Below are 18,525 nucleotides of genomic sequence, written 5' to 3'. Positions count from 1 at the left end.
GTAACCCCCAATAGAGAACCCGAAAAAATATACGATAGATGAAGACGAAAATAAACCATATACTCCCTGTGCTGCTGCTCACCGCAGCTTCCGGTCTGACTACCGTTTCCTGCAATGATTTTCTGGACAAAACACCGGACAACCGCACGGAACTGAACACCGACCAGAAAATAGCCAAACTGCTTGTATCGGCCTATCCCGACGTATCGCCCAACGAACTGTTCGAACTCTACAGCGACAACTCCGATGATAGCGGCCCCACCTACGGTTACTACCAGCTTTCCGAAAAGGAATGTTACAACTGGGAAGATACCAAAGAGGAATATCAGGACACACCCAATTCCCTTTGGGGAGGTTATTACGGTGCAATTTCAGCCGCCAACATGGCACTCAAGGCGATAGAGGAGAAAGGAAATCCGGCATCGCTCAACCCGCAGCGCGGTGAAGCACTGGTGTGCCGTGCCTACTGCCATTTCATGCTGGCAACTATCTTCTGCAATGCTTATGACACTCATGCCTCCGAATCGTTGGGAATCCCCTATATGGAAGACGTGGAAACCACCGTGTCTCCCCGTTACGAGCGCGGCACGCTGGAAGAAGTGTACCGGAAAGTGGAGCGTGACCTCCTGGAGGGAGTGGAACTGATTTCGGACGACGGATATTCCGTCCCCAAATACCATTTCACCCGCAAGGCCGCCTATGCCTTTGCCGCCCGTTTCTACCTTTATTATATGAAACCCGATTTCTCCAACTGCGACCGGGTGATTGACTTTGCCACCCGTGTGTTGGGCAGCAACCCCGACGACCTGCTCCGCGACTGGGAAGCATTGAGCAATCTTTCCGTGAACGGAAATGTGCAGGCAGATGCGTATATTGCTTCTTCCAATGAGGCCAACCTGCTGATAAGCAGCACCGTCTCCAACTGGGGCGCACTCGGAAGCGACTACCTGGTAGGCCCGCGTTACTTCCACAACCAAACGCTCGCCACCAGCGAAACCTGTCTTTCTGCAGGACTGTGGGGCAGCTCGGATTATTTGTATCTGAAACCTTTCTCTACCACCGGATTTGTAGCCAGCATCCTGCGCAAGAGCGGACTTTATGATGGCGGCTACCTTTATTATATGCCGGTATTGTTTTCAACGGACGAAACCCTGCTTTGCCGTGCCGAAGCATACGCGTTGAAGAAAATGTACCCCCAGTCGGCTGCCGACATCACGAGCTGGCAACGTGCCTACACCCGCAACAAATCGGCCCTGACACCCGACCAGATCAATGCGTATTATGATAAAATGAATTTCTACACGCCTTTCACGCAACAGACGCCCAAGAAACAGCTAGCTCCCGATTTCACTATCGAGGAAGGGATGCAGGAAAATATTCTTCACTGTATTCTGCACATACGCCGTGTCACTACCCTGCACGAGGGGATGCGCTGGCCCGATATCAAACGGTACGGTATTATGATTTACCGTCGCAACATGGCTACTCAACGTGTCACCGACGAAATGCCGCCGAACGACCTGCGCCGTGCCATCCAGATTCCGCGAAACGTGATCGTGGCGGGAATGCAACCTAACCCGAGAAGAAACTAACAGAGAAAAAAGTGAAAATTATGAAGAAACAGATCATTTACTCTTTGCTTGCTCTCACCACAGTCTGCCTGGGGGCTTGCAACAATAACGACGAGATAGACACCGCGAACAGCATCTTCTCTACCGAACCTCTGGAGAGAAATGCTTTCGATTACTGGCTGCTCGACAACTACACCTATCCTTATAACATCGACTTCATGTACCGCATGAAGGATATCGAGAGCGATCATAAATACAACCTCGTGCCCGCCGACTATGACAAAGCGGTGGCACTGTCGAAAATCATCAAACACGTCTGGATGGACGCTTACGTCGAACTGGCAGGAATGGATTTTCTCCGTGTCTACGTACCCAAGACATTCCACCTCATCGGATCGCCCGCCTACGAAAGTAGCGGTAACATGGTGCTCGGCACGGCAGAAGGCGGGAAGAAAATCACCCTCTATAACGTGAACGACCTCAACATAAAGAAGATCAATATCGAAAAGCTCAACGAGTATTATTTTGAAACGATGCATCATGAATTTGCCCATATCCTGCATCAGAAACGGAATTTCGACCCTTCTTTCAACCGCATCTCGGAAGGAAAATACGTGGGAGCCGACTGGTATTACTACATGACCGCCCAGGGTGCCATGCCCCGCACGGACGATGTGGCCTGGTCCGACGGTTTCGTGACGGCTTATGCCATGAGCCAGTCCAACGAGGATTTTGTGGAAAATATAGCCATGTACGTCACACATACGCAGGCCTACTGGGACAATATGATGACGGCAGCCGGAGAATCGGGCGCTGCCATCATCAACAAGAAATTCACGATTGTCTATAACTATATGCGCGACACATGGGGGATCGACCTCAACGAACTTCGTAAAATCGTGCTGCGCCGCCAGCAGGAGATTACCGAAATTGACTTGAGCACTATTCAATAAGTGCCGGTCACCTCTTGTTTTTTTGATTGACGATTGGATGATTATTTAATTACACATTATTATGATGAAGAAAAATAGAACGATATATTTCCTGTTGGCCCTTGTCTGCCTGGGTTTGCAGTCGTGCCTCTTTCAGGAAGAAGATTATTTTGACGATTCGTCTGCCAACCGTGCCACGGCCGATGTGAAGCGTTGCAGCGAACTGCTGGAAGCAGCACCCAACGGATGGGTGATGGAATATTACGTCGGTAAGGACTACTCGCTGGGAGGTATTACCCTGCTTTGCAAGTTCGACGGCCAGCGGGTGACGATGGCTTCGCAGATAGCGGGAGCGGATGAGACGGTCAGTTCGCTTTATAGCGTCAAGTCCGAGCAGGCAACGATGTTGTCTTTCGATACCTACAATTATCTGGTGCATTATTTCGGTCAACCACAGGGAAGTATGGCCGACGACCCGAACGGAACGCTCGGAGGCGACTACGAATTCGTGATCTCCGATGCCACCGCCGACCGTATCGAACTGAAAGGCAAGAAATATGGCAACCGCATCGTGATGAAGGCTTTTTCTGCCGACCAGACGTGGAAGCAATATCTCACCCGGATAAAGAAAGTGGAAGACGATGCTTTCTTTTATGAATACGACCTGCGGATGGACGGACTCTACACCGGGCAAATGCTACGCAGCAACTATACGTTCATTGTGACCTATTATGACGAAGTTGGAAAGGTGCATCAGAAAACCGTACCTTTTATGTTTACCACCGACGGAATGCGTTTTCACGAACCGGTGACGATAGACGGACAAACCATGCAGAATTTTGTCTGGAAGAACGAGGAGATCAGCTTTGTTTGTACCGACGAAGGAGCTACGGAGGTGAAACTGGCGGGTGTCTATACTGCCGGGTATCAAAGTTACGACTATTATCCAGGCACTTACCAGATGGATTTTTATCGTCTGAACGATGCGACGAACCAGATGGAAGTGGCTTCGCAGGAGATTCAACTGGTGAAGGACGAGGACGGCAAGAGCTATTGGCTCAAAGGACTCGAATATGACATTCTGGTAACTTATGACAAGCCGCGTGGCGGACTTTCCATCTTGCCGCAATTTTTGAAGAAAGTACAGGGAGGTTACGTGTATCTGGCTATGTGGGATTTGATGAATGATTATGTTTTGCGCAGTTCGGCAATCGGTCTTATCAGTTATCCTACCACCGACGGCATTTATCTGGTGGACAATGGAGTGTGGATGGGTGAAATCTCCGGATTTATCTTCGGTGTGTACGACTCGCAGGATGAGGAGGCCTCTTTCATGGGATACACGGATGCAGTTGCAGCAATCAGGTTGATTAAAAAAACAATAGAAGAATGATATGATGAATAAGTTAGTTATACTGTTATTATCTGCGTGCTGTTTGCTGATGACAGCGTGCGACAAGGAAAACGATGAAACGGCACAAGGCTTCCGCATCATGAATGCGGACGTCGATCTGGCAGCCGGAGGCGGAACGGTGGAAGTGGCTTTGCAGGCTACCGGAGAACTGACTGCCGTTTCGGGTGCGGACTGGTGCAGGGTAATCGAAGTGACAAACGAAAAGATAACTTTGCTTGCCAGAGCCAATTATGAATATACGTCACGTGCCACGCAGGTGACCGTGAGCGATGGTAATAGCGAACAGAAAATTGTAGTGACGCAGGAGGGAAATATTTTTGCTCCCGACTCCGACCAGCAGGTGATACGCTTCGGAAATGCTCCTTCACAGACGATTGTACGTGTGAATAGTTCGTTTGATTTCAAAGTGAGCGTGCAGCGGGGAATCGACTGGGTGGAGGTGCCGGCTGCTTCAAAAGAAGATGGTTTCTTGCTTGTGTTGAAAGAGAACAAAACCGGAAATCCCCGTGCCTGCCAGTTATTGGTCAGCACCAATGAGGGGCGGAAGTTCCTTTACTACGTCTACCAGTATGAAGCGACGGACCTGCTTGGAGTGTGGGGAAATAGCCGGATTTATGTGAAATGGGATACGAAGAATATCGAAAACGCCTATCCCTTGTCGGCTACTGAAATTTCGAAGAATGTCGATGGCGAGGGATATACCATTAAGATGTCGTTGGCAAATACTCCGGCAGCGCAATATCTGAAAGACCCCGCAAAGGCTACGATTTCATTGCAGGCTACCTATGAAAATGGATCGTTTGTGGTTCCTATCGGTGCGGCACAGAAAGACTTTACGGTCGTGGAAGAAGTTGCGGATGAGGTGGCAGAAGGCGCTTCGGACGGAACGTCAGGTGGAGTATCGGACGGAACATCGGATGATGGGGCAGGTGTTGTTTTGCAAACCCTGTACGGCTTTTCTGTAGCGGCTTCTTCCAATATTTATTCGAAAGGAAATTTCGGTTTCGCTCCTGTGCTTTATCAGGACGGTTCTGTCGGAGTCAGTTTTCAGGACGTGACCGGAGCACCGGAAAGCGGATGCTACCTGGCGATAGCATTGTTTGACGGACAGCAGTTCCTGACCGGGACACTGAAAGATTGTATCCTTTTCCCGGATATTGCACTTTTCAGATAAAACGAACATAACATTGATGAATAAAGAAAAGAACTACCGTTGTGAAACGGAATGAGAATTTACTAATTCTCTCTTAATTTAACTTTACTATATGACAGGCGGGGATACTCGTGCGAAGAATGGGAATCCTTTTCCCGAGCTTACTCCGCCTTTTTTATGATTCCCGGTCGCTACGGAAGTTCTTTTCAATGATGTAAAATATATAAATCAGTCTGATATGGATAAGAAAATAATGAAGTTATTGGGTGTCTGCCTGTTCGCTGTTGCGTCTGTGGGGGTGTTGACCGCTTGCAGTGACAATGACGCCGAAAATCCGGAGGGAGGAAAACCCGGTGGAGAAGACGTAAACCCGGCGCCGGAAGTGGTGGAGTTTGTCAACTCCAACCTGGTGTACTGGGGAGATAAAGACGGAGTGGGCACAGATCATTTTGTATTGACGCTTTATACGGATATGGAAGTAGATGCTACTGGTAATCCGATAGGACCGGGCAAGATCATGGCGTTCAGCCTGAATGTCCCGCCATTTGCTTCGGAAGCTACGGAATTTCCGCTCCCTGAAGGCACTTTTGATGCAGCATTGAACGGATACACGTTTGATGAATGGACATTCAACCTCGGATATATGAATCAAATCGATCTCCCGACCGGAAAGGTGGATATTCCTGCCGGAACTTTCTACGGTGATGTGAAATCTTACTCTACGAGTGTCGATGCCGATTTGCTTTCCGGTGGTAAAATGACGGTGAAACGGCTGTCCGGTGGTGAATATTCGATTAGCGGAACATTGGTGGGCGATCTTTCCTTGAAACGTTATTTCACCTATACGGGAAAAGTAATCACCATCGACCGTCACGAAAGCAAGGATGAAACTCCTAATTCTACGCTGACCACCGATATTGCACTGAATGGATGGACGCAAGCCCGCCTGCAGGATAAGGGCGATTCTTATTATCTGCAAGATGAGTCGTGCCGGGTAGTCGAGCTTTATCTGGCGGAAGAGAGTATAAGTCTTGTCGACACTTGGCCGGCCGGTAATGGAAGAGTATTGAAGGTGGAATTTTTCGTGGAATGGGCTACGGATGTAACACAGGGTATTCCGGCAGGTACTTATACGGTGGTGGCGCGTGATAAGGAATCATATGGTATCCCGCGCGAGTTGCTGAAACCGGGAAACCTAGCTTCGGGCTATCCTAACGGCTTTACTTATCCGGGAGGAACCTGGTATGAGAAACTTCAGAACGGAGCCATGAAAGAATATGCACGCATAGACGGCGGAACCATGACTGTGGCACGCGACGGTGACAAACACACGCTGACGATAGATTTTATTGACTGTGATAAGGAACACCCGAATCATGTACGTACCACTTATTCGCAGGATGCTCCTATTACCGTATTTGATTATCGTCCGCAGTAAACACGGGTGGATGGCATCATTTTACTAATAACGCGATTTTATAATTAACCCCAAAAAACGAGAAATATGAAAACTAGATTTATTTCCTTTTTCTTATTCATGTTGGCAATGAGTTGTTTTGTGGCATGTAGTGACGATGATCCGGCCACTGATCCCGAACCGGAGCCGGAACCTGTGGAAACTGTGAATACGTACACGTATAAGGATAAGACCATACAAGCCCAATCGGTGTCTTGTTTTGAACAGGATGGCATTGTGTATGTGTGTATGAGTCCGTTGCAGAGTTTGGAAACGCTTGAAGACTTTATGAACAGCGGTAAGGAATATGTGATGTTGGGAGTGAGTAAGAGTCTGGTGGGCAGCCCGGTTACGATAGGCGGCTCTGAAGATGACAATTATGTGCTTTATTACATGGATGCCGATGGTGAGGCTATTCTGGCTGTCAATCCTTATGAGTGGAAAGAGGTGCTGACGCAAGGTAAGTTCACCTTGACGATGACTCCGGGTGAGAATGAAACATCGGCTGTGAAAGCTACTTTTGATTGTACGCTGAAAAGTGGCGGTAAGTTTACAGGGGAGGCTGGTTGTAGCTACAAGGCTCCTGCAAAGTTGCCCAGTGAATTTTCTTTCGGAAGTGAAGTGCGTCCGTTGAAATCGGTGGTGGCTACTGTCATCGGGGGAATTCAATATTTTTATCTTAGTCCGTACGCAGGACTGACAACGGTGGAAGATATGTCGGATACGGAGTTCCTGATGATCGGAATCAATCCCGCTATGTTGGGACAGGTATTGGATATCACGTCTTATGACGGTATGGATTATGCTTTCTATAATATGACAGAATTGGGAGCTGACGACCTGACTGCGGTGGAGCCTTATGGATGGTCTGAAATATGTTCGGCAGGTAAGTTCAAAGTAGAAAAGACGGACGATCATGTGAAAGTAACTTTTAGCTTTACTTTGCTTTCGGGTGAAAAGTTCGAAGGTTCTTATGAGGGTGCTTATTCTGAAATTAAGCAGAGTACGACGAATATATTAACGTTGAACGGAGAAAAAACGCGTGACATCAAAGCTACTTTCTATGAAAAGACAGATGCAGGAGTAGCGTTGTATCTCACTCCGTCGGGAATTTCATCTGCTGCGGACTTGGAAAATGTAAACTCGTATTATGTGCGCCTTTTTGTTCCGAATGCAGGACTTAACGGGCAGGAGGTGGATATTACAGATACCAATCTGGCTTTTGAGTTTACTTATTATAGCCCGTATGACGAAGAAAGAATACAAATATCCAAAGGTCACCTGGAGGATGCGGCAGGTACGTTCAGTGTATCGAAATCAGCGGATAATGAATATTCATTGACGCTTAACCTCAAATATTTGGGTGATAATAGCCTTAAAATATCAGGTAACTATAACGGTGCTTTCGCGGTGTATGATACGACGATCCCGAATGAATATCGCTTAGGGGCGGACGGTACTCCGGTCACTATCCAGTCTGTGGTGATAGATAAGACGGATGCGGATATTTGTGTTATTTACCTTTCACGACAACCAGGTATCACTACTGTGGCGGGAATGTCGGCAGCGGATGCAGTGGTGCGTCTTTCGAAAACAATGCTGGATGGAGTGCTCCGCGGATTCTCCGGTGATGATGAAAATGTGAAAATCTCGATTACGTATGAAGGAGTGACTTACAGTCGGGCTAATACCACATTGGGCAATCTGGCTCTGGGAGGCCGGACTTCGGTGTCTCTTCAGGGCAATGAAGTTGAAATGACTTTTGAAGTGGTAGGTATTAAGAAATATGGCGATGCCAGTTTGTCCGGCTACTATAAAGGTGCGGTGACAGTAATAGAGTGACGATTTAATGAAGTGTATTCATGAAGAAAATCTTATTGAAATATTTAAATTTATATGTTTTATCGGGATTGCTTCTGGTGGGTTTTGCCGGATGTAGTGACGATAAAGATAATGATCCGGTAAATCCCGGTCCGGATGTGGAGGAATTGCCTTCCATCGGTACTTATTCATTCCGGGGGGAAGCGAACAGGATCGTGTCCGGTGAGGCTACTATGGACGGTGGTTATTTTACCTGTATCTTTTCTCCGGAAAAGATACAGGACGGGAAAACTAGTACTTATTTTTTGTTTTCTCTGGGTATGTATTGGGAGGGGCAAGTGGTGGATGCATCGACCTTGTACCAAAACGACCAGTATTTCTTTATTTACGAAGATCCGTTCTATTATTATTCCCAATATAAAAGGGTGACGGGAACGTTTTATGTGAAGCGTAACAACGATGAGAATGTTACTGTCAAATTGAATCTGCGGCTTCACGACGGTGTCCGTTTTAAAGCGGAGGTTACAGCCGATTTGATGAAGCCGTCGGGAGAAGGTACTCCGGAATGATATAATCCTTTTTTTATATAATGAGCGGACAGTTCGTTACAGATTATCTTGGACTCTTTATAACAGCAATCAGCAAGTTATAATTTGATTCGCGTGATCTGTGATGAAATGTCCGCTTTGCTTTGGCTTGCCTTTTTTCTTGCCTTGTTTGGCTTTATCTTTCTCCGAATGATATTTTCTTTGTAAAAGAGTCGTTTCAGGGCTCTCCTAAAAACTTGAAGAACAGCCTTACTTGTGCCGGAGTGAGCAGGATGGCTTTTTCACTATATCCGGTTTGAGCGAGTGCGGCTTGCAGTGCAGTGTTCTTGGCAATCCAACTACGGAGGGTGCGTCGTGCCGAGGCGGACTGTATGTGAGGTAGGTAAAGTCCGGCCAACTGGCTTTTGCTATAGGCTTGTATGCGGGTACGGCTCTCTGTTTCTGCTTTTGGAGTTGTTTCTGTTTTCATATTGACTGTTTTTTAGAGGTTTATTTTGTATGAACTCATGCAAAGGTACGCCTTTTTATGTCGGTTGGTTCTGTTTTGTACAGAAGCCTTTGTAGGCATGAATCGTATCAAATTGTGTTTGTCTGTTCTCTCTTGCGACGGGTTGTAACATCGTGTTTCCCTGCTTTTTTCTCTTCGTGTACTTTTGTCTTCGTAATCGGTTACAAACAGTAGTTATTTATTCATCAATCAAAAAAGAAAGGAAAACAGTATGCCATTAATTTACAAACCTTATCAGGCAACACTTGCCAACAAGGAAGGACAGAAACTTTATTATCCCCGTCTGGTGAAATTCGGGAAAATGGTCAATACGCAGAAAATGGCGGAATTGATTGCAGAAAAAGCCTCGCTGACGGCGGGTGATGTTCATAACGTGATTCGTAACCTGATGTCGGTGATGCGCGAACAGTTGCTCAACAGCCGCACGGTGCGCCTCGAAGGCTTGGGAACATTTACAATGATTGCCAAAGCAGGAGGAAAAGGAGTGGAGTTGGAGAGTAAAGTCAGCAGTTCGCAGATCACTTCATTGCGTTGTCAGTTTACCCCTGAATACACCCGTGCCGCTAACGGAAGTGCTACCCGCGCATTGACCACCGGAGTGGAGTTTGTGCACATCAAGGATGTAGCGGGTTCGTTTGTGGCCGACGATGTCGTTGACAAAGACCCGGATGACGGCGACGAACCCGGTGGCGGAGGAGGAGAAGCGCCGGACCCGGCCGCTTGACCGGAAGTGCAGCTGGCAGCTGAATCCGTAGGGATTAACTGATAAGTTTGTCAGGCAAACTAAAGCTTATTGATAGACTTATCAGTAGCCGCGAATCGGGTATAGCTGATGGTTGCACTTCGACCGATATAAAATAGATTATCAACCTTAATAGAAAAGCGAATGAAATTATTACTGGAAAAGTTGTTAGACATTCTTGAGGCTGTTCTGCGGTTCCGTCATCGGAGAAGCAGTAAGACGGAAAAAGATTAGTGTACGTGTAAAAAAATGATCCTGAAAAAAAACGAAACGTGCCGCCCGCACATAGCTCACGGAACCGGTAACAAACGTGGAGCAACTCATAAAGTGAAAGTAAAGTAAGGCTCAAGGTTCAAATGAAGAAGCTGTCTCCCGATGAATGAGGCAGCTTCTTTTTTTGTACCCATTTATTTTTTTCTATTCTTGACCGTATTCAACAAAAAAACTCTATCTTTGTTTTGTAATTGAGACACAGCATATAATGGGAAGATTTATCAATCCCTTTACCGATTTTGGCTTTAAGTTTTTATTCGGCAGAGAGGTAGAAAAGGAGTTGTTAATCGACTTCTTGAACGATTTGCTCGTAGGAGAGCATGTGATTACCGACATTCAGTTCCTTAACAGTGAACAGCAGCCGGAAGTAAAAACAGAACGAGGTCTTATCTACGACATCTATTGCGTAACCGATACCGGTGAACGTATTATCGTAGAAATGCAGAACCGGGAACAGCCTTACTTTAAAGATCGTGCCCTCTTCTATCTTTCTAGGGCCATTACGCAGCAGGCGAAAAGGGGAGTTTGGAACTTTCAATTGGATGCCGTGTACGGAGTGTTCTTCATGAATTTCGTGATGGACAAGGATATGCCCTCTAAAATCAGAACGGATATCGTTCTTTCTGACAGGGATACGGGGAAGCTCTTCAGCAACAAGTTCCGGCAGATTTTTATCGAACTGCCGAACTTCAACAAAGAGGAGGATGAATGTGAAAATGATTTTGAACGCTGGATTTATATACTAAAGCATATGGATACACTTGACCGGATGCCTTTCAAGGCTCGCAAGGCCGTCTTCGAGCGACTTGAAAAGTTGGCTTCCAAAGCAAATATGACCCAGGAGGAAAGAGCCCGGTATGAAGAAGAATGGAAAGTTTATAACGATTATTTTAATACGTTGGACTTTGCTGAACAGAAGGGGGTGCAGAAAGGCTTGCAAAAAGGTAAAGAAGAAACAGCTCGTAATTTGAAAGAATTAGGAGTGGCTGACGATATTATCATAAAATCTACCGGGCTTTCGAAAGAAGAAATCGAAAAATTATAATTTCTTTCATTTTATCGGAAAGAAAGGTTTGGTCGAAAGTGAAAAATAGTCTGTAACTTATGAAGCAAAAGATAGTTGTGGAGACTTTTAACACATTCTTTTTTCGCTAAGAGTGAAGTAGCTAAAAACTATATATGTCTTTTGGGTGAAATAAACGGAATTGGAATATTATCCACGTTAAAATCAGAAAAAAGTTTTCCGTTTTGGAAAACTTTCTGTATCAGCGAGAAAGAAATGTTTCCCGAAATTTAATGTTAAAAGCTAACCAAGCTATTAGATTATCTTCTATCTTTGTATCTGGTTTCGGAGCTAAAAGAGGTTTAGTCAATGAGGGAACGCTGTGTAAATCGGCGACAGTACCCGCTGCTGTAATTCTCTAAGAATCCGCACAATAAGCCACTGCATCGATGTCGGTGTGGGAAGGTGTTGCGAGGGAGGGATAAGTCAGAAGACCTGCCGGAACTTTTTCTTTTAGTTATCAATATTTTAAATTTAAACTTTCGGGAGTTAAAGTTATGAACTACGCGGAAATTTGTATCATCAAACGTGATGGTAAGAGAGAAGATTTCTCTATCAGTAAGATCAAGAATGCAATTAGTAAAGCATTCAGTGCAACAGGTATTCAGGATGAGCAGCAGTTGGTGGCTGACATCACTATGAACGTAATCAGTCAGTTTACTACTCCTACTATTACCGTAGAAGAGATTCAGGATTTAGTAGAAAAGTCGTTGATGAAAGTACGCCCGGAAGTAGCGAAGAAATATATTATTTATCGCGAATGGCGGAATACGGAGCGCGATAAGAAAACCCAGATGAAGCAAGTGATGGACGGCATCGTTGCTATCGACAAGAACGATGTCAACTTGAGCAATGCCAACATGAGCAGTCACACGCCTGCCGGACAGATGATGACGTTCGCTTCCGAAGTAACCAAAGATTATACGTATAAATACCTGTTGCCGAAACGTTTTGCCGAAGCGCACCAGTTGGGAGATATTCACATTCACGACTTGGATTATTATCCGACAAAGACGACGACCTGTATCCAATATGATATGGATGACCTCTTTGAACGTGGTTTTCGCACCAAGAACGGTAGTATCCGTACCCCGCAAAGCATCCAGAGTTATGCTACGTTGGCTACTATTATTTTCCAGACGAATCAGAATGAGCAGCATGGCGGACAGGCAATTCCTGCTTTCGATTTCTTCATGGCAAAAGGTGTGGCCAAATCTTTCCGCAAGCATCTGGCATCGTTCATCAATTTCTATGTCGCCATGGAAAACGGAAATCAGGCCGATGAGAAATCCATCCGCACATTGATTAAAGAATATCTTCCGTCTATCAAGACTACTGAAGCCGAACGCGAAACATTGCGCATTGCTTTGGTGGCTTTACAGATTATTATAGATAAGGAACACCTTGCCCGTATCGTTGAGAAAGCTTATCAGCAGACTCGCAAAGATACCCATCAGGCCATGGAAGGATTTATCCACAACCTGAACACGATGCATTCACGTGGCGGTAATCAGGTGGTATTCAGCTCCATCAACTACGGTACGGACACTTCTGCCGAAGGCCGCATGGTGATCGAAGAATTGCTGAAAGCTACCATTGAAGGATTGGGTACAAGAGGTGAGGTGCCTGTATTCCCGATCCAGATTTTCAAGGTGAAAGACGGAGTTTCTTACTCGGAAAAAGACTTTGAGAAAGCAATGAAAGCGGAAAATATCGAAGAGGCAATGACCGACCGTTACGAGGCTCCCAACTTCGACTTGTTGTTGAAGGCTTGCCAGACTACGGCGAAAGCATTGTTCCCGAACTTCATGTTCCTCGACGCACCTTTCAATCAGAACGAGAAATGGAGAGCGGACGATCCGAAACGTTACATCTACGAATTGGCGACGATGGGTTGTCGCACCCGTGTCTTTGAAAACGTGGCAGGAGAAAAATCTTCTTTAGGTCGTGGCAATCTTTCATTCACTACGCTGAATATGCCGAGACTGGCGATTGAAGCCCGCATCAAGGCGGAAAACCTGATAGAGGATGAACGCAACAAGGATGCCATTGAACAGAAGGCAAAAGAAATTTTCATCGAATCCGTACACCAAATGTCCGTGCTTGTAGCCGATCAGCTTTACGAGCGTTATCAGTATCAGCGTACGGCCCTGGCACGTCAGTTCCCGTTCATGATGGGAAATAATGTGTGGAAAGGCGGCGGTGAGCTGAACCCGAATGAACAGGTGGGTGATGCATTGCGCAGCGGTACGCTGGGTATCGGATTTATCGGCGGACACAACGCGATGGTGGCTCTCTACGGACAAGGTCACGGCCACAACCAGAAAGCATGGGACACGCTGTATGAAGCGGTGATGGAAATGAATAAAGTGGTAAACGAATATAAAGAGAAATATAACCTGAACTACTCCGTTCTGGCTACTCCTGCCGAAGGACTTTCGGGACGTTTCACTAAAATGGATCGTCGGAAATATGGAAAAATCCCCGGAGTGACAGACCGCGACTATTATGTCAACTCTTTTCACGTAGACGTGAAAGAACCGATCAGCATCGTTGAGAAAATCAAGCGTGAAGCTCCGTTCCACGCCATTACGCGCGGCGGACATATCACGTATGTAGAACTGGACGGTGAAGCACAGAAGAATGTACGTGCCATCGCCAAGATTGTGAAAGTGATGCACGACGAGGGGATTGGCTACGGCTCTATCAATCACCCGGTAGATACTTGCCATAACTGTGGTTACAAAGGGGTTATCTTCGATAAATGTCCGGTGTGCCAGAGTGAAAGCATCCTTCGTATGCGCCGTATAACCGGTTACCTGACAGGCGATTTGAGTTCCTGGAACTCTGCTAAACGGGCAGAAGAACAAGACCGCGTAAAACACCTGTAGAAGTGAATTTATTAGGAACTTATCCTGAAACGATTGTCGATGGTGAAGGCATCCGGTACTCTATTTATCTTGCCGGATGTTCCCATCACTGTCCTGGTTGCCACAACCCGGAGAGCTGGAATCCGAGGGCGGGGGAAGAGTTGACGGAAGAAAAAATACAGTCCATCATCCGTGAAATCAAGGCAAATCCTTTGCTGGACGGTGTTACTTTTTCCGGTGGTGATCCGTTCTTCCATCCGGAGGAGTTTCTGCTTTTACTGAAACGGGTGAAAGAGGAGACGGGGATGAATGTGTGGTGCTATACAGGATATAGCTACGAAGAAATCAAGGCACAGCCCCGCTTGAGTGCTGCTCTTGATTATATAGATGTGTTGGTGGACGGACGCTTCGAGCAGGCTCTTTTCTCTCCGTATCTGGAGTTCAGGGGAAGCAGTAATCAACGGATCTTGAAGTTGAAGTAACGACTTTTCTCCACTAAAAAAACTTATTTTTCAAAGGAAACAAAAACACCTGTACCATTGTTTTGTTTACCTTTACGAAACCAAGTGAATCATTTTTCATCACGGAGTAACGCGGTGCTTTTTTTGTAGTCGGTGGTGTTTGTGTTTGCATCCCTGCGTTGCTTTATGGTGAAAAAAGAATGACTACTTACAAGAATAAGTTTTTATGGTACAATCGATAAATTCAACTCAAAAAATAGAGGAAACCGACGGATTGCCGATGCCTAAGCGTATTTGGGCGGTGGTGTCCGTCGGATTCGCTCTTTGTATGTCGGTATTGGATATTAACATCGTCAATATCGTACTACCCACGCTTTCGCATGATTTTGGGACTTCTCCCGCTGTAACAACCTGGATTATCAACGGCTATCAGCTGGCTATCGTCATATCGCTACTGTCTTTTTCCGCTTTGGGTGAAATCATCGGTTACCGGAAAGTCTTTCTTTCAGGTATCGGTCTGTTTTGCATCACTTCGTTGATTTGTGCCTTGTCCGATTCGTTTTGGACGCTAACCGTCGCCCGTATTTTTCAGGGGTTCAGTGCCTCTGCCATCACCAGCGTGAATACGGCACAGCTACGTTACATCTATCCGAAGAGCCAGATTGGGCGGGGAATGGGGATTAATGCGATGGTCGTTGCCATATCGGCTGCCGCCGGGCCTTCTGTGGCGAGCGGTATTCTTTCTATTGCCAGCTGGCACTGGTTATTTGCTATTAATGTTCCGTTAGGACTTACCGCATTGTTCCTCGGCATCAAACATCTGCCAAGGCAGGAGGAACGCTCGAAACGCAAGTTTGATTATATCAGCGCCATAGCGAATGCGGTTACCTTCGGCCTGCTTATATATACGCTGGACGGATTCGCCCATCACGAGGAAATGGATTTCCTTTTCATCCAACTGGTTGTATTGGCAGTGGTAGGCACGTACTATGTGCGCCGGCAACTCACGCAGACTACTCCGCTATTGCCGCTCGACCTGTTGCGGATTCCGATTTTCCGGTTATCCATCCTGACTTCCATTTGTTCCTTTATCGCTCAAATGTCGGCAATGGTTTCCCTGCCTTTTTTCCTGCAGAACACTTTAGGACACAGTGAGGTGATGACCGGACTTTTGCTTACTCCGTGGCCGTTGGCTACGCTGGTCACGGCTCCATTGGCAGGGTATCTCGTGGAGCGTATTCACCCCGGTATACTGGGAAGTATCGGGATGGTTTTGTTTGCCATCGGGCTTTTCTCGCTTTCCAGTCTGACTGCCGAATCATCTGATATAAGTATCATCCTGCGTTTGATGTTGTGTGGTGCGGGCTTCGGATTGTTTCAGACGCCGAACAATAGCACGATTATCTCTTCCGCTCCTACGCAGCGTTCGGGAGGGGCCAGTGGGATGCTGGGAATGGCCCGCCTGTTGGGACAGACCACCGGAACAACATTGGTTGCCTTGCTTTTCAGCTTTGTCACTCATAGCCGGAGCACGGCTGTTTGCCTGATGGTGGGGAGTGGGTTTGCCGTTGTGGCAGCTATCGTCAGTAGCTTGAGGCTATCACAGCCTTCCACCCTGAAAAGAAAATAATGAAGTCCTGAAAGAGGATTAAGTCTTTCAGAACTTCACAGGAACATCATACAACATATCAGTAAGCAATCATTCAAGATGAACTTGAAAGATTTGACTTTCTAGTATTTCGTTTCCCGTATGACTTCTACCAGACGGCGGAAGTCTTCCGGATGCACATCACCGATGTTTCCGATACGGAAGGTATCTGCTTTTGAAATCTTTCCCGGGTAAATCACGAATCCTTTATTTTTCAGTGCATAATAGAATGTTTTGAAGTCGAATCCTTCATGCGGATAAAGGAAAGAAGTGATGATAGGCGACTGGATGTCATCTTCGAGCAGTGTTTTGAATCCGAGTGCACGCATACCTTCCACCAAAATACGGTGATTTTCGCAGTAGCGTTGGTAACGTGCTTCTACGCCTCCTTCTTCAAGCAATTCGGTCAAGGCTTGTTTGAAAGCACGGACAACATGTGTCGGTGAAGTGAAGCGCCATTTTCCGTGTCCTTTTTCCATTGTTTCCCATTGGTCGTAGATGTCCAGGGAAAGAGAGCGTGCCACTCCTTTGCAATATTTTAATTCCGAACGGCGGGCGATGATGAATCCGAATCCCGGTACACCCTGAATACACTTGTTGGAACTGCTGATTAGGAAGTCGATACCGAGTTCGTTTACATCTAAGGGAATACCTCCGAAGCTGCTCATACAGTCTACAATCAGCTTTTTACCATGCATCTTGACGATGTGGGACAGTTCTTTGATCGGATTCAGGATACCGGTCGTTGTTTCGCAATGAACGAAAGCGACATGTGTGATATCGGAGTTATTGCTAAGATAATCGTCTACATATTCAACTGATACCTGCTCTGTTTCTTCAAAAGCCAGCATGTCGTAGTCGAGATGGTAATATTCTGCAATGTTGCCCATACGGTCGCCATAGGCTCCGTTGCTACAAATCAGGAGTTTGTCTTTCGGGGTGATGGTGGCGCCCAAAACGGCTTCCACGCAATAGGTTCCGCTTCCCTGTAAAAGGATGGAAGTGTATTCTTCCGGTTTTTTAGTGGCGATGTTAACCAGGTCTTTGCGGAGTTCCTGAACAATGCCGAGGTTGTAGTCTTCGTCCCATGTACACCAGTCGGTCATCATGGCTTCTTTTACTGTTTCAGAGGTGGTTAGAGGTCCCGGAGTTAATAACAAATATGGTTTCATAATGATGTTTTCTTTAGAAATGAATAAATAAATGATTTTGTTTCTTTTCTGATTGTTGGGTGCGGGCTTGAATGTTAGTTGCCGGCGTTGATCGTTTCAATCAGTGCGGGAAGTTCTTCGATAGTGCGTATCACGTAAGAAGCTCCTGCGGCAAGCATGCGCTCTTTGACATCGGCGATGCGGGCTTCGGGTTCGGAGGCAGGCATTGATTTTGTTTCTGCTTCGGTAAGTGCCATTTCATTGCTGCCGAGAATCACGCCTACACTATACACTTTCGCGTTCACTCCTTCGAGAATATCGGCAATCGTATCACCCACTTTTATAACGGCGTCGAGGCTGGGGACTGCTAATTTCGTCAGGTTCTCAAAAATCATGTAAGGAGCGGGACGTCCGGCGGGAAGTAGGTTGGGAGTGGCGCAATAATCCACGTGGTATCCTTTTGCCTGTGCGGCGGGGAGAACTACATCCATCATTTCGCGGGTATAGCCGGTGGTCGATCCTATTTTAATACCTGCGGCACGCAATTTTTCCAAAGTTGGGATTACTCCCGGAATAGGGTCTGTGTAGTTTTCGAGAGAGGCGAAGAGATGCTTCTCGAAAAGGCGGTTTAGTTCTACCACGTCTTCTTCCGTCCAGGCGCGTTGGTAACGGGCGGTAAACTGTTCGTTCACGTCAGGCATGGAAAGTAGTTCGCGGATGTGTTGAATTTTGGGTAGTCCCATTGGTTTGCGGGTCTGTACAACATCGATTACCAGTCCTTTTTCGGCAAATGCTTCGATAAAAGCAGCCACGGGGGCAAAACATCCATAGTCAACGGCTGTACCAGCCCAGTCCATAATAATACATTCAATCTTTTTCATTCTTGTTTCTATATAATATTGGTTTATTCGTCA

15 protein-coding genes and 1 riboswitch are annotated in these 18,525 nt (G+C 46.5%); of the genes, 12 read left to right on the top strand and 3 right to left on the bottom strand.

Annotated elements, in window-relative coordinates:
* Window positions 1–38: 38 nt before the first annotated feature.
* The 7 genes from Bovatus_RS09690 to Bovatus_RS09660 all read left to right on the top strand — a co-directional run bounded on the left by Bovatus_RS09690 (window position 39) and on the right by Bovatus_RS09660 (window position 8,916).
* On the top strand, window positions 39–1,592 hold the full coding sequence (locus Bovatus_RS09690; protein WP_004296760.1) for a RagB/SusD family nutrient uptake outer membrane protein: 1,554 nt from the start codon (window positions 39–41) through the stop codon (window positions 1,590–1,592).
* A gap of 20 nt (window positions 1,593–1,612) precedes the next feature.
* Window positions 1,613–2,524 carry a zinc-binding metallopeptidase gene (locus Bovatus_RS09685; protein WP_004326042.1) on the top strand — a complete coding sequence of 304 codons (912 nt, stop codon included), beginning with the start codon at window positions 1,613–1,615 and terminating at the stop codon, window positions 2,522–2,524.
* Between the two features lie 61 nt (window positions 2,525–2,585).
* Window positions 2,586–3,896, top strand: a complete 1,311-nt coding sequence (locus tag Bovatus_RS09680) for a DUF4302 domain-containing protein (RefSeq protein ID WP_004296764.1) — start codon at window positions 2,586–2,588, stop codon at window positions 3,894–3,896.
* A 1-nt stretch (window position 3,897) separates the two neighbouring features.
* Window positions 3,898–5,091, top strand: coding sequence for a BACON domain-containing protein (locus Bovatus_RS09675; protein ID WP_004310111.1), 1,194 nt, complete (start codon window positions 3,898–3,900; stop codon window positions 5,089–5,091).
* A 217-nt stretch (window positions 5,092–5,308) separates the two neighbouring features.
* Entirely contained in the window at window positions 5,309–6,508 is a 1,200-nt protein-coding gene (locus tag Bovatus_RS09670; protein ID WP_004296767.1) for a hypothetical protein, read from the top strand.
* Between the two features lie 66 nt (window positions 6,509–6,574).
* Window positions 6,575–8,368, top strand: coding sequence for a hypothetical protein (locus tag Bovatus_RS09665; RefSeq protein WP_004296769.1), 1,794 nt, complete (start codon window positions 6,575–6,577; stop codon window positions 8,366–8,368).
* Window positions 8,369–8,388: 20 nt separating this feature from the next.
* Window positions 8,389–8,916 (top strand): hypothetical protein, encoded by a 528-nt coding sequence (locus Bovatus_RS09660; RefSeq protein ID WP_004296771.1) that lies wholly within the window; start codon window positions 8,389–8,391, stop codon window positions 8,914–8,916.
* 196 nt (window positions 8,917–9,112) lie between these two features.
* Here the strand turns inward: Bovatus_RS09660 and Bovatus_RS09655 are convergent, their stop codons facing one another.
* Window positions 9,113–9,364, bottom strand: coding sequence for a DUF4248 domain-containing protein (locus Bovatus_RS09655; RefSeq protein WP_004296773.1), 252 nt, complete (start codon window positions 9,362–9,364; stop codon window positions 9,113–9,115).
* 250 nt (window positions 9,365–9,614) lie between these two features.
* Here Bovatus_RS09655 and Bovatus_RS09650 point away from each other — a divergent pair, with 250 nt between their 5' ends.
* The 5 genes from Bovatus_RS09650 to Bovatus_RS09630 all read left to right on the top strand — a co-directional run bounded on the left by Bovatus_RS09650 (window position 9,615) and on the right by Bovatus_RS09630 (window position 16,442).
* Window positions 9,615–10,127, top strand: coding sequence for an HU family DNA-binding protein (locus Bovatus_RS09650; protein WP_004296776.1), 513 nt, complete (start codon window positions 9,615–9,617; stop codon window positions 10,125–10,127).
* A gap of 499 nt (window positions 10,128–10,626) precedes the next feature.
* A complete protein-coding gene (locus Bovatus_RS09645; RefSeq protein ID WP_004296779.1) occupies window positions 10,627–11,463 on the top strand; it encodes an Rpn family recombination-promoting nuclease/putative transposase in 837 nt (278 codons plus the stop codon).
* A gap of 287 nt (window positions 11,464–11,750) precedes the next feature.
* Window positions 11,751–11,938: riboswitch (cobalamin riboswitch) on the top strand.
* Between the two features lie 40 nt (window positions 11,939–11,978).
* Entirely contained in the window at window positions 11,979–14,372 is a 2,394-nt protein-coding gene (locus Bovatus_RS09640; RefSeq protein ID WP_004296781.1) for an anaerobic ribonucleoside triphosphate reductase, read from the top strand.
* 2 nt (window positions 14,373–14,374) lie between these two features.
* Window positions 14,375–14,833 carry an anaerobic ribonucleoside-triphosphate reductase activating protein gene (gene nrdG, locus Bovatus_RS09635; protein ID WP_004296782.1) on the top strand — a complete coding sequence of 153 codons (459 nt, stop codon included), beginning with the start codon at window positions 14,375–14,377 and terminating at the stop codon, window positions 14,831–14,833.
* 205 nt (window positions 14,834–15,038) lie between these two features.
* On the top strand, window positions 15,039–16,442 hold the full coding sequence (locus tag Bovatus_RS09630; protein WP_004296786.1) for an MFS transporter: 1,404 nt from the start codon (window positions 15,039–15,041) through the stop codon (window positions 16,440–16,442).
* 101 nt (window positions 16,443–16,543) lie between these two features.
* On the opposite strand, the gene Bovatus_RS09625 is transcribed toward Bovatus_RS09630, so the two are convergent.
* Window positions 16,544–17,632 (bottom strand): 2-aminoethylphosphonate--pyruvate transaminase, encoded by a 1,089-nt coding sequence (locus tag Bovatus_RS09625; protein ID WP_004296787.1) that lies wholly within the window; start codon window positions 17,630–17,632, stop codon window positions 16,544–16,546.
* Between the two features lie 74 nt (window positions 17,633–17,706).
* Window positions 17,707–18,492, bottom strand: coding sequence for a phosphonoacetaldehyde hydrolase (phnX, locus tag Bovatus_RS09620; RefSeq protein ID WP_004296789.1), 786 nt, complete (start codon window positions 18,490–18,492; stop codon window positions 17,707–17,709).
* Window positions 18,493–18,525 lie beyond the last annotated feature (33 nt).

This window comes from Bacteroides ovatus (assembly GCF_001314995.1).
GTDB lineage: Bacteria > Bacteroidota > Bacteroidia > Bacteroidales > Bacteroidaceae > Bacteroides > Bacteroides ovatus.
Note: the sequence above shows the minus strand (reverse complement) of the source record. Positions and strands in the feature narration are given on the sequence as shown.